The sequence below is a fragment of the Acinetobacter sp. WCHAc060025 genome (genome assembly GCF_004209355.1).
In the GTDB taxonomy this organism is placed as follows: Bacteria; Pseudomonadota; Gammaproteobacteria; order Pseudomonadales; family Moraxellaceae; genus Acinetobacter; species Acinetobacter wuhouensis.
Map to the genome: position 1 here is coordinate 82,527 of NZ_SGSX01000014.1, position 13,653 is coordinate 96,179.

11 protein-coding genes are annotated in these 13,653 nt (G+C 38.7%); 7 read left to right on the forward strand and 4 right to left on the reverse strand.

From position 1 onward, the window contains the following. The first annotated feature begins 4 nt into the window (after positions 1–4). The 7 genes from EXE09_RS13035 (at position 5) to EXE09_RS13065 (ending at position 9,802) form a co-directional block, all read left to right on the forward strand. On the forward strand, positions 5–370 hold the full coding sequence (locus tag EXE09_RS13035; RefSeq protein ID WP_130117562.1) for a DUF4124 domain-containing protein: 366 nt from the start codon (positions 5–7) through the stop codon (positions 368–370). 136 nt (positions 371–506) lie between these two features. Beyond that, positions 507–3,128, forward strand: a complete 2,622-nt coding sequence (leuS, locus tag EXE09_RS13040) for a leucine--tRNA ligase (protein ID WP_130117563.1) — start codon at positions 507–509, stop codon at positions 3,126–3,128. A gap of 225 nt (positions 3,129–3,353) precedes the next feature. Further along, positions 3,354–3,887: a hypothetical protein gene (locus EXE09_RS13045; protein ID WP_068973256.1), complete on the forward strand. Its 534-nt coding sequence runs from the start codon at positions 3,354–3,356 to the stop codon at positions 3,885–3,887. 20 nt (positions 3,888–3,907) lie between these two features. Then, positions 3,908–4,900 (forward strand): DNA polymerase III subunit delta, encoded by a 993-nt coding sequence (gene holA / locus EXE09_RS13050; protein WP_130117564.1) that lies wholly within the window; start codon positions 3,908–3,910, stop codon positions 4,898–4,900. A gap of 130 nt (positions 4,901–5,030) precedes the next feature. Further along, positions 5,031–6,383, forward strand: coding sequence for a MacA family efflux pump subunit (locus EXE09_RS13055; protein ID WP_130117565.1), 1,353 nt, complete (start codon positions 5,031–5,033; stop codon positions 6,381–6,383). A 2-nt stretch (positions 6,384–6,385) separates the two neighbouring features. Continuing rightward, positions 6,386–8,377 (forward strand): MacB family efflux pump subunit, encoded by a 1,992-nt coding sequence (locus EXE09_RS13060; RefSeq protein WP_130117566.1) that lies wholly within the window; start codon positions 6,386–6,388, stop codon positions 8,375–8,377. 21 nt (positions 8,378–8,398) lie between these two features. After that, entirely contained in the window at positions 8,399–9,802 is a 1,404-nt protein-coding gene (locus EXE09_RS13065) for an efflux transporter outer membrane subunit (protein ID WP_130117567.1), read from the forward strand. Positions 9,803–9,837: 35 nt separating this feature from the next. Here the strand turns inward: EXE09_RS13065 and EXE09_RS13070 are convergent, their stop codons facing one another. The 4 genes from EXE09_RS13070 to EXE09_RS13085 form a co-directional block, all read right to left on the reverse strand. Next, on the reverse strand, positions 9,838–10,581 hold the full coding sequence (locus EXE09_RS13070) for a putative type VI secretion system effector (protein ID WP_130117568.1): 744 nt from the start codon (positions 10,579–10,581) through the stop codon (positions 9,838–9,840). Between the two features lie 77 nt (positions 10,582–10,658). Beyond that, positions 10,659–11,432, reverse strand: a complete 774-nt coding sequence (locus tag EXE09_RS13075; protein WP_130117569.1) for a tetratricopeptide repeat protein — start codon at positions 11,430–11,432, stop codon at positions 10,659–10,661. 13 nt (positions 11,433–11,445) lie between these two features. Further along, entirely contained in the window at positions 11,446–12,546 is a 1,101-nt protein-coding gene (locus tag EXE09_RS13080) for a hypothetical protein (RefSeq protein WP_130117570.1), read from the reverse strand. 2 nt (positions 12,547–12,548) lie between these two features. Beyond that, on the reverse strand, positions 12,549–13,653 hold a 1,105-nt coding region (locus EXE09_RS13085; RefSeq protein ID WP_130117571.1), incomplete at its 5' end, for a DUF2345 domain-containing protein.

A 13,653-nucleotide genomic window follows, 5' to 3' on the forward strand; every position in this document is an offset into this window, starting at 1 on the left:
TCAAATGAAACAACTTCAGCGCTTTTCAAAAACGATTTTACTCTCTGCCATTTTTACAACTGTTACGATGAGCACAACAGTGACGCATGCGAAGCAGTATTATAAATGGGTCGATAGCAAAGGCTCTACGCATTACACCACTACACCACCACCAAAAAATGCACGCAGTAAAAGCAAAGTGAACACCTATGGTTATCATGGCAGTTCAACGTCTGTGACTGCACCAAGCACTCAAACCAATACCAATCAAACCGCACCACAGAATATTCCACCAAATCCTGTTCAAACGGGACAAGTTGCAAACCAACCTGCAAACGCTCCAACTCAAAACAACACCCCAGCAGAACCTGTCAATTCAGAAGCAAGATAATATTTTCAGTTCAATGTTGGCATAAAAATAATTTCTACATTTTTCAGTCTTAAATCGAGCGCAAAATTCACTTTTCTGTGCATTTTGCGCTATGCTGTAGCACACAGTTTTTTAACCATTACGCTCAAATACATTTATGACTACTCATATTGACCCTGAATATCAAGCAAGTGCGATTGAGCCCCAAGTCCAGAAAGACTGGGAAGATCGCAAATCGTTTAAAGTTGCCGACACTGTAGAAGGTCCACGTCGTTATATCCTCTCGATGTTCCCTTACCCAAGTGGCAAACTGCATATGGGTCATGTGCGTAACTATACCATTGGCGATGTGATTAGCCGTTTCCACCGTCTCAAAGGCGAAACTGTCCTGCAACCCATGGGTTGGGATGCTTTTGGCTTGCCTGCTGAAAATGCGGCGATTGCCCATCAAGTTGCTCCTGCAAAATGGACATTTGAAAATATCGCGTATATGCGTGACCAATTGAAAAAGCTTGGTCTTTCAGTCGATTGGGATCGTGAATTTGCAACCTGTACACCAGAATACTATCACTGGGAACAATGGTTATTTGTTCAGCTTTATAAAAAAGGCTTAATTTACCGTAAACTTTCAACGGTGAATTGGGATCCTGTAGACCAAACTGTTTTGGCAAATGAACAGGTTGAAAATGGTCGTGGTTGGCGTTCAGGTGCATTGGTTGAAAAACGCGATATTCCAATGTACTACTTCCGCATCACTGATTATGCACAAGAATTATTAGACGATTTAGATACTTTAAAAGACGGTTGGCCACAACAAGTCTTGACCATGCAACGTAACTGGATTGGTCGCTCACAAGGGATGGAAATCACTTTCCCTTCTGCACAACCTGATGTCTATGCGGATGGTTTGACGGTTTATACCACACGTGGCGATACCTTGATGGGTGTGACTTATGTTGCAGTTGCAGCAGAGCATCCGATGGCGTTAAAAGCTGCTGAAAATAATGCAGAACTCAAAGCATTTATTGAAGAATGCCGTATGGGCTCAGTTGCTGAAGCTGATCTTGCCACAGCTGAAAAGAAAGGTATGGCAACAGGTCTTTCGGTGAAACATCCAATTACAGGTGAAGAAGTTCCTGTGTGGATCGCGAACTATGTGTTGATGTCATACGGTTCAGGTGCAGTCATGGCTGTGCCTGCGCATGATGAGCGTGATTTTGAATTCGCTAATAAATACAACTTGCCAATCCAACAAGTCATCGATGCCAAAGGCGCTGATGATGCAGATTATTCTTCAACTGAATGGCAAGAATGGTACGGCTCTAAAGAAGGTAAATTGGTCAACTCTGCTGAATTTGACGGTTTAGATTTCCAAGCGGCTTATGATGCAATCCTTGCAAAATTAGAACCACAAACGTTGGCAAATGCGAAAGTTCAGTTCCGTTTACGTGACTGGGGTGTTTCTCGTCAGCGTTATTGGGGTTGTCCAATTCCAATGATCAACTGTGACAAGTGTGGTCAAGTGACTGTGCCAGAAGAGCAACTCCCTGTTGTTTTACCAACGGATGTGGTTCCAGATGGTTCAGGTAATCCACTGAACAAAATGCCTGAATTCTACCAAACGACATGCCCATGTTGTGGTGGCGAAGCACGTCGTGAAACAGATACTTTAGATACCTTTGTAGAATCTTCTTGGTACTACGCTCGTTATGCTTCTCCTGACTTTACTGGTGGTTTAGTCAAACCTGAAGCTGCACAATCATGGTTGCCTGTGAATCAATACATCGGTGGTGTAGAACACGCAATCCTACATTTACTTTATGCACGTTTCTTCCACAAATTGATGCGTGATGAAGGTGTGGTACAAGGTAATGAACCATTTACCAACTTGTTAACACAAGGCATGGTACTTGCAGACACTTACTATCGTGAGTCTGAGTCAGGCAAGAAAACTTGGTTCAACCCTGCTGACATCGACCTAGAACGTGATGAAAAAGGTCGTATCACTTCTGCGAAATATCAAGGTGATGGTCAAGAAGTGATTGTTGGCGGTCAAGAAAAAATGTCGAAATCGAAAAATAACGGTATCGACCCGCAAGCGATTATTGACCAATACGGCGCAGATACTGCACGTGTATTTATGATGTTTGCTGCCCCACCAGATCAATCTCTTGAATGGTCAGATGCAGGTGTTGAAGGTTCGAATCGTTTCTTAAAACGTGTTTGGCGTTTAACCACTGGTTTCCTTGAAAAAGGCAACAATGCTGCTGCGATTGATACAGCAAAACTGTCAACTGAAGCGCAAGACTTACGTCGTAAAACGCATGAAACCATCCAAAAAGTGGGTGATGACATCGAACGTCGTCATGCATTTAATACCGCCATTGCTGCGTTAATGGAATTGTTAAATGCAAACAATAAGTTTGAAGCAAAAGATGATAATGATATTGCGGTTGCACGTGAATCAATCATCACGTTATTAACTTTACTTGCACCATTTGCACCACATTTAAGCCAAACTTTATTGGCTGAGTTTGGTATTGATTTAACTTCAGTATTGTTCCCTGCTGTAGATGAATCTGCGTTGACTCGTAATACCCAAACCATCGTGGTTCAAGTGAATGGTAAGCTTCGTGGTAAGTTAGAAGTGTCTGTAGATGCTTCTAAAGATGAAATCTTGGCGCAAGCAAAAGCATTACCAGAAGTTCAACAATTCTTGACGGGTCCAACCAAGAAAGAAATCGTTGTACCGAATAAGTTAGTGAATTTGGTGGTTTAAAATATACCTCACCCTAACCCTCTCCTTAAAGGAGAGGGAAACTCCTTCTCCCTCTGGGATGAGGAATATATTCCGCAAGGGGATGAGGGTAATTAAATTTACTCTTCCTTCTGGATGAGGAACTAAAAGCCTACAAAGCCCGTTGTCATTCAACGGGCTTTGACTTTACAATCCATCTTAAGATTTTTAAATTATTTTCCATTGTGGAAATTTTGAGGACACCACATGCATTTAGTTCAACGTGTTGCAGCAGTTGTATTAACTTTGGGTCTAAGTGCAGGCTTAGTCGGTTGTGGTTTCCATTTAAAAGGAACCAATCCGCAAGCAACGCCTTTGGTTTATACCAAACTTCAATTGGTACTGCCTAAAAATACTGAAGACTTAGAAAAAAAACTCAGTGTCTACTTAACTGCGACAGGTGTACAACTGAGTAATGCCAATGATGCTTATGTGCTCCGTGTACTTGACTATAAACCTGTGCGCCATGAGTTAAATGGTAAATTAGTTGAAACGATTTTACGTCTTTCTGTGACTTTTCAAATTGAAGATAAACAAGGCAATCCGATTACTGAACCACGTACCTTAAACGCTTCACGCAGTTATCAATATGATGTAGCAACAGTTAACACGGATGACCAACAGTATAAATACCTAAGCCAAATCGTGATTGATGATATTGCACAGCAAATGTCACGTCAGATTGCAGCCAATCGTTTGCCGAAAGCGCGTATTACACCAACTCAATCTGTTGCTCAATAATTAAAATTTAAGAAATCTCTATGAAACTTGACTATTTACAAGCCCTTAAACGCGTCGATGAAGCGCGAGGCGTTTGGATTTTACATGGTCAAGAACCTTTATTAGAACAAAACCTACTTGATGCCTTGAGAAAGAGTTGGACAAAGCATGAAATTGAACGACAACGCCATGATTTAAATAGTGTTTCAGACTGGAAAAATGTCTTTAATGCTTTAAATAGCTTGTCACTTTTTTCTCAACATCTGGCTTTAGAAGTTCATGGCAATATCAAACCTGATGCCAATGGACTAAAACAACTTAAACAATATATTCAGCACAATGAACATAATCTATTGATCATTGTATTGCCGAAACAAGATTCAAATAGTTTAAAATCTGCTTTTTTCCAAACCGTTGAAGCCAATGGCGTGGTGGTTTCATTAACAGCCACTTATGCACAAGACCGCCAACGCATTTTAAGCATTGAAGCTGAAAAATTGGGCATCCAACTCAACCAAGATGCATGGACATGGCTTGAACAACACCATGAACATAATTTATTGGCTGCCAAAAACAGCTTAATGCGTGTCGCAGATACTTTTCCTGATCAACAAACCATTGAAATAGATCATTTACAACAATGTTTACAAGATCAATCTCGCTATAGTACTTTTGATCTCAGTGATGCTTTGATCCAAGGGAATCTCGCCTTATCCATAAAAATTTTTCAATATCTTTTAGAATCTGGCGAACCTGATAGTTTAATTCTGTGGACAATCAGTAAAGAAATGCGTCTATTGATGCAACTCTATGAGCAACCGCAAAATGCCTTACAACTCGGCATTTGGAAAACCAAGATTTCCTTGTATCAACAAGCACTTAGACGCCTCAATTCACATTCATTTTTAACATGGCCACAGCTTTTATTGCGTGTAGATGCTGCGATTAAAGGTATCAGCAAAGAGCGCCCTGAGCATATTATTCAGCAATGCATTGCAGAACTCTGTGGAAAAACGCTATTTATAAATCACTAATCAGCTTAGAATTCAATATATTATCATTATATAAAATAATTCTCATTTTCATTCATTTAAAAAAATCCACGCTTTATCCTTATTTACTCATTATAATTTGATCAATTTTTCACTTTACCTACTTATTGCTATGCCTAAAATAAAACCTGCAAAAATCATTGTTATAGCGGTCTGCCTTGCTATTGTTGCAGCAGCTGCATGGTACTTCCTCAAACCTAAAAATGTTCAACCTCAATACATTACTGCTGAAGTTACCCGTAGTGATATTGAAGACTCTGTCCTTGCAACAGGTGATCTAGAAGCCACAAAAATGGTCAGTGTCGGGGCACAGGTTTCTGGTCAGGTGAAAAAGATGTATGTGAAATTGGGCGACCAAGTCAAACAAGGTCAACTGATTGCACAAATTGACTCTGTTCGTCAGACCAATGATTTAAAAACAGCAGAAGCAAGTATTAAAAATCAGCAAGCTCAACTTGCCACCAAACAAGCCAACTTAGCCAAAGCAGAAGCAGAATATAATCGTCAAAAAAATATGTATGCTCAGGATGCAACATCAAAAGCGGAATATGAAAGTGCTCTAGCTGCATTTAAAACTGCTCAAGCCGAGATTGCATCGATGAATGCGCAAATTGAACAATCGCGCTTAACCCTCGCAACTGCCAAAGAAGATTTAGGTTATACCCAAATTAGCGCTCCGATGGATGGAACCGTCGTGGCAATTGTGACCGAAGAAGGTCAAACGGTAAATGCCAATCAAAGTGCGCCAACCATTGTAAAATTGGCTAAATTAGACACCATGACCATCAAAGCTCAGATTTCTGAAGCAGATGTAATGAAAGTTGAGGAAGGACAAAAGGTTTATTTCACAACTTTGGGTGATAGCGAGAAAAAACGTTATGCAACTTTGCGTCAAGTTGAGCCTGCACCTGAATCAATCAATACCGAAACAAGCTCAAACTCTTCTTCATCATCAAGCACCGCAATTTACTATAATGCACTGTTTGATGTGCCAAATGATGATGGAAAATTACGTATTGATATGACTGCTCAAGTTTATATTATCTTGGCTGATGTGAAGAATGCGCTTTCAATTCCAGCAGCGGCTTTGCAAAATTCAAATCGTCCACAACGAGCTAAATCTAGCAACAGTTCCAATGCAAATGGCGCAAGTGCTGATTCATCCAAATCTGCTTCTGCTCCGAATAAAGATGCTAAAAAATCTGATGATCGCCCTGAACGTTTAGAATTGACTGCCGATGAAAAAGCATTGATTGATCAAGGCAAAGCTTCTGTTTCCGTTGTTCGTGTCTTACAAGCAGATGGTTCTGCAAAACGTAAACAAGTTTTAGTCGGTTTAAACAACCGTGTTACGGCGCAAATTATTCGTGGTCTAAAAGAAGGCGAACAAGTGGTCATTGCCGATGGCTCTGATACCTCGAATGATTCTGCAAAACGTAGTAACCGTGGTGGGATGAGATTTTAAAGATGGATCAAAACAATCAGAGTAATCGCCCATTATTAGAGGTGAGCAATCTGATTCGTGAGTTCCCCGCTGGTGAATCTACGATTCAGATTTTAAAGAGTATCAATCTCAAGATTTATGCTGGAGAGTTGGTTGCCATCGTCGGGCAATCAGGTTCAGGTAAATCTACATTAATGAATATTTTAGGCTGCCTAGATCAACCGACTTCAGGCAGTTATCAAGTCAATGGGCGTGAAACCCGTGAACTTGAGCCTGATGAATTGGCGCAATTGCGTCGTGAATATTTTGGTTTTATTTTCCAACGCTACCACTTGCTTGGTGACTTAACTGCGGCAGGCAATGTCGAAGTTCCTGCGATTTATGCAGGGATGGATCCGTCTGTGCGCCAACAACGTTCACAGGAAATTTTGACTGAGCTGGGTTTAGGTGAAAAGACGCAGAACCGTCCCAATCAACTTTCAGGTGGTCAGCAACAACGTGTCTCTATTGCCCGCGCCTTAATGAATGGTGGTGATGTGATTCTTGCCGATGAACCAACAGGTGCATTGGATAAGAATAGTGGTGTTGAAGTGATGCGGATTCTGCGCGAGCTGAATGCCAAAGGTCATACCATCATTTTGGTTACCCATGATATGAATGTGGCAAAAAATGCCACACGTATTATTGAAATCAGTGATGGGAATATCATTGCCGATAACCCCAATACACCACAGCATGATGATGAAATTGAGGTTATCGCCGAACCGGAATCTAAGGTAAATCGCAAAAAATCATCGAAATGGCGTTCTGCGATAGATCGTTTTACTGAAGCATTTAACATGGCTTTATTGGCCATGAATGCGCATCGTATGCGTACATTCCTCACCATGCTCGGGATCATTATCGGGATTGCATCGGTAGTATCTGTCGTCGCGCTCGGAAATGGTTCACAAAAGCAAATTTTGGAAAATATCAGCAGTTTGGGAACCAATACCATTACGGTATTCCAAGGGCGTGGCTTTGGTGACAACTCCAAAACTGCACAATTTAAAACATTGATTCCTGCCGATGCTGAAGCCCTCTCTGAACAGCCTTATGTGGAAGCCGTCAGTCCAACGGTAAATAGCAGTGTCACAGCGCGTTTTAAAGATACTGAAGCCTCAGCGACTGTGAATGGTGTCAGCAATGATTTCTTTAATGTCAGAGGGTTAGAATTTACATCAGGGCAAGCGTTTGACAAACAAAGTGTCACCCAACAAGCTCAAGATGTGGTGATTGATTCCAATACCAAAAATACTTTTTTCAGCGATGGTACTGATCCACTCGGACAAGTGATTTTACTCGGTAGTGTACCAAGTCGAATTATCGGTGTGGTCGATGCCCAACAAGGCATGATGGGAAATTCTGACAGTTTAAATGTCTATTTACCTTACTCAACTGTCATGAGTCGTATGCTCGGTCAAGCCAATGTGCGGAGCATCATTGTCCGTGTTAAAGATACCTATCCGACTGCGGTTGCGGAAAATGCCATTCTCAGTTTGTTGGAACAACGTCATGGTGCGCAAGATGTCTTTACGCAAAACTCGGACAGTATTCGCCAAACCATTGAGCAAACTACGCAAACCATGACTTTATTGGTGTCTGCAATTGCGGTGATTTCACTGGTTGTTGGTGGTATTGGGGTCATGAATATCATGCTGGTTTCAGTCACTGAACGTACTCAAGAGATTGGTGTACGGATGGCTGTGGGTGCACGTCAAAGTGATATCCTGCAACAGTTCCTGATTGAAGCAATCCTTGTTTGTATCTTAGGGGGAATTCTGGGTGTGCTACTCTCTCTTGGAATTGGACAATTGATTAGCCATGTTGCCAAAGGCAGTTTCCAAATGGCGTATTCAACGACTTCGATTATTGCTGCATTTGTATGTTCAACCTTGATCGGTGTAGTGTTTGGATTTATCCCTGCACGCAATGCAGCGCAATTGAACCCTGTTGATGCACTTTCACGTGAATGATTAAAGAATAAGGAAAATATAATGCAAATGAATTTAACGAAGCTTGCAACTGCCTTGATTCTTGGAAGTTCGTTGGTCGGTTGTGCAGCAGTGGTCAAAACACCTTATCAAGCGCCTGCGGTACAAGTGCCAAGTGGCTTTGCTTATGACAATGCCAAATCTAAACAGATCCAAACCGATTTGTATGCAGACCAATGGTGGACATTGTTTGGTGATACCCAACTCAATCAATTGGTTGATCAAGTCATTCAAAAAAATGCTGACTTGGCTGTGGCAGGGATTAATTTACAAACTGCGCGTTTAAAAGCGGGTTTGGCACGTGATCAGCAAGGTCCTCGTGTTAGCTCAGGTGTTTCAACTGGACATTCATTTGATTTAAATTCTGGTGATGATTCTGCAAAAGGGCTATCCCTTAGTGCGGGCGTGAGTTATGAAGTTGACTTGTTTGGAAAATTAGCACGTCAAACTGAAGCTGCTAAGTGGGAATCTTTAGCCACCGAACAAGACTTACAAGCCACTGGTCAAACCTTGATTGGTACAACGGCAAATTTATATTGGCAATTGGGTTATCTCAATGAGCGTTATAGCACAGCGCAACAAAGCCTTGCTTCAACGCAAAAAACTTATGAATTGGTCCGTACTCAATATAAAGTTGGCGCAGTTTCTGGTTTGGATTTAACTCAGGCTGAACAATCTGTTCAAAGCCAAAAAGCCAGTTTAAGTCAGATTGAACAACAATTGGTTGAAACACGAACTGCCTTAGCGGTGTTATTGCAAATTCCTGTTCAACAGTTGAATATCCAAGAACCGAAAAAATTACCGCGTATAGCCTTACCAAATATTTCTGCTGGTTTACCTGCAGATATTTTGTCACGTCGTCCTGACTTAAGAGCTGCGGAATTACGTTTACGTGAGTCTTTAGCCAACAAGGATGCAACTAAAGCCAGTTACTACCCTTCAATCAGTTTGACTGGAAGTCTGGGTTCGACCAGCACGTCTTTGGCGAATTTATTGAAGAATCCTGCGTTGACTTTAGGTGCAAGTTTAAGCCTACCTTTTCTACAATATAATGATATGCAAAAAGATTTAAAGATCAGTGAATTGGATTATGAAAAAGCCATTATTCAATATCGCAATACTTTATATCAAGCTTTTGCCGATACTGAAAATGCACTTTCGAATCGCACTGAGTTGGACAAGCAAGTGGCTTTGCAACAACGTAATTTAGAGCTTGCAGAAAAGACTGAGCGTTTAACAGAAGTGCGTTATCGTAATGGTGCAATTGCATTGAAAAGTTTATTGGATGCACAAGAAACCACACGTAATGCACGTTTGTCGTTAGTGCAAACTAAGCAGAGCCAATACAATGCTTATGTGACTCTGATGCAAGCTTTGGGTGGTAGTCCGATTAAGTCGTTGTCTTGATTTTTATTGTGAATAAAAGCCCTGCGGGGCTTTTATTATTTGTCTTGTAAATAACTTTCAGGATAGGGATCTTCTTCTATAATTTGACGATATTCAAATACACCATCTAACAAAACTTTATGTTCCTGACTGATATGTCGACTAGGTAATAAAAATACTTCTTTCGGATTTTTAAACCCATATATTTCGAAAATTTCTTCTGATTTTTCAGATAAATGCAATAATGAACAGATTACATTTTTCATTACAAATATTATTATAAAATAGAATATAAATAAAACACTTCCCCAAATTACTAAATTTTCTATGCTATAGTCAATAACAAAAATAAAAAACAAAATTGCTAAAAGAACAGTTCCCACATAAATTAATCTGGCATCTTTGATTGCTGAAGCAGTATAAGTTTTTTTTGAAGCTCCCATACCAACTTGCATATGCAGCAGTCCTGATTTAGGACTTAACACTGCACATAACTCATATAAATTATCTTCAAGTTGTTTTGCTGCACAAATGACATATTCATCTTGCTCTAACAAAGCACGATGAAATTTTGCAATACAAATTTTTCCATCAATTTTTGCAACTATTGAATGTACACTTAAACGGCTATTTGAAGCAATAAATACTGTTTGCGCTGCCAGTGTAGCACTTTCTGTTAATCCACTTAGAGCTGCTGAAGTAAGGATTTGGCTATCACCAATTGGATCTAATGCACTCATCATTCCATAATAAATTTCTAATTGTTCAATACGACCTTCGAACTTAACTAAGTTATTCATATTTACAACTTTAGATTTACTTTATTATCAAAATAATTTTTAAGAAAGGACTATCTTTCTCAAAAGCATATTGATACCTAATAACCCATCTCTTTTAAAGCAACATCAGCTTCGGGAACACCATTTAATTTCGCCAATTTGTACCAATGTTCAGCTTTAGCAAGATCATTCAAGTTAAATTGATAGATATAACCGAGGTTATATTGGGCTTCACCATAATTCTCATTCGCTAATTCTTCATATATTTTTTTTGCTTCTTGAATTTTGTCAATCGTTAGGTAGTAATTTCCTAAATTAAATTTAGCTCTTTTATGACCTTGCTTCGCAGCATCTGCATATAGTTTAATTCCCTTTTCTACATTTTTTTCGATACCATCCCCTTGCAAATAAATAGTGCCTAGAGAAAATTGTGCATTAGCAAATCCTTTTTTTGCTGATTCATCCAAATAAAACAATGATTTACTATTATCTTTCTCTACATAGCTTCCATTTTTATACATAACACCTAAATTATACATTGCAGAAGCATCGCCTTTACTAGCAGCTTTCTCAAACAAAATAAATGCTTTTTCAAAGTTTTTAGCAGTACCTACCCCATCATAATACATTTGCCCTAAATCAATTTGCGCTTTGCTATTACCAAGATTTGCTGCCTTCTCCATTGATACAAAAGCCTTCTCGTAATCTTTATTCTTTCCATTAATTCCTAGATAGTAGCTCTCAGCTTCAGTATATAAATCTTCGCTGCTTCTATCACTTTTTTGAATTTTCGAATCAACATTAGTGTGATTATTACAAGCTGTTATAACCAATCCAAATATCACAACAAAAATAATATTATATAATTTCATAATTAAAACCTATTTAATCAGCATACGCAGGATGATGTTCCAATCCTGGATCTTTTTTAACTCTTTCAGCTTGTGCTTTCTCAGCAGCTTGTGTCTCCATTTTATCCAAGATTACCACAGCATCTATAACTCCTTTTGCTAATTTAACCCCTTGATCTGTTTCTCCTATAGCTTTACCTGAAATTTCACCTAATTTACTCCCTGCATAATTATATGCAGCAGTACATGCAGCTCCTATAACAAGTGCATTTCTTGGATTTGTAATTTCCCTAATTGCTGCTCTAGTACAAACTCCTGCTAGGGATGCGCCAACAGCCTCTCCTGCTTTACCACCAGCCAATTCTCCTACTTTTGATGATAAGCCTTCCGCGTCCTTTTCCTTAACCAAACCATATATTTCAAGCCCATCTTTGATACTGCCAACCTTATCAACATGCCCATTGACTTCATCTAACTTATCTAAAATTGGTTTTACTTTTTGCACTTTAATGTGTTGATTTCCATTAAATACTCTATTTGTATCATTATTATGATGATACATCTTAAATCTCAAAACCTCTTGCATTCTTTGGGTAGCTAATTGTGGTCCATTAGTATGAATAACCCCCCAATGAAAAGTGTCCTTTTCAAATACTTTTGCCCCCGTAAGCATTACACCTACAGCACTACTTGCATTTGTCACAGTTTCAACAGCTTTCTCAACTTTCTCCTTATTATCCTTTTTAGATTGTTCTTGTTTTTCTTTATTTTTTTTTGCATCCTCATAGTGTTGCATAGTTAAATATGGAACAAAAACTGCATTACCATTTGAATTTTTAGTATTTCCAGAATTTTTATTATCGAATAATGATGGTAAATAATATGTTGAATCTAAAAAACGCCCATTTATAGTAGGCTTTACCCTAACTCTCATATGAAGTTTTTTATCGATATAAATAAAAAACTTTACCACATCATTTTTTCCACAATCAAAAACTTGCGTACAATTATTTGAATCTAGTTTAAAATTATTATGTGTAGATTTATTTGTCGTTTCATTCACAAATGAATACGTTACTTTTTTAATTAAACTATCATCTTTACAAATAACTTTAAGCCGTGACTTATAAATCATAACTATATCTCCTCTTCATCATAATAACTACGAAGATAATTACCTTTACCTGCACCTTCCTCTAATAAATCTATATCTACCAAAACCTTAGGACTTATTAAAATCAACTCCCTAATAAATTCACTTTCAATTTTAAACATTGGTTTAAATTCCGAATTATTAAATCTCTTAACTGCTATACAAGGTTGCTTTACCTTATTTGAAATAAATTTAGCTTCTCCATTTGAATCTGTTTTAAGGGAAATCAATATATTTGATTTCTCATCTAATAACCGAAACATTAAATTTGCAATTGGTTCCCCATTAAAATTAACGAACTTTATATATGTTTCCTCTTCTTTTGTTCCACCTAATCTACTTGCATAATAGAACCAATCTTCACCACCGATTAGGACTTTAACCTTTTCATTTTTATTCGATCTTATTCTACTTGTCCTTCCAAAAGAATCTAAATTACCTTTTACTATTTTCCCATCTTCATATACTGCTGAAAATTTGAGTGCTTCAAAATTTTGTTTAAGAAAAATATTTACTATATCAACCTTATTACTAAATAATGGAGTAGAAACAGGTAAATTAGGCACTACATAATTTAATTTTTGCCCCCCCGTAAACTTCTGCTGCCCTGACTTCACCTCAAACAAACCACCTGTCGTTGGGAAAATTCCAGAACCATTAATTTTGACTTGAGAACCACCAGCAGTCAGATTAATTTCTTTCGGACTAGTGATATACACCGTATCCTCAGTTGAAATAATTTGAATCCCTTTACGTGCAATCACATCAAGTGCATCACCTTGTGCCTGAACCTCAATTTTACCCTTCCCTGCAAAAAGTCGTGCACCTTCTTGCGCTGCAAATAAACTAATCTTAGAACTTGCATGACCAATCAATGATTTCTGTGTAGAGATATTGATACTTTCCCCTGCACTATGACTAATCTGCTTATCTGCTGAAATATGGATATCTTCATTTGTTGCTAAAGCAATTGAGTTTGGTGCTGCAAGTACCATCACTGCAGACTTAAACGCATCTGCCTTTTTCGGATCTTCTTTGGCTAAGTTGTCGATAAAACCTTTGATATTTTCAAGGATTTCAAGTGGGTCA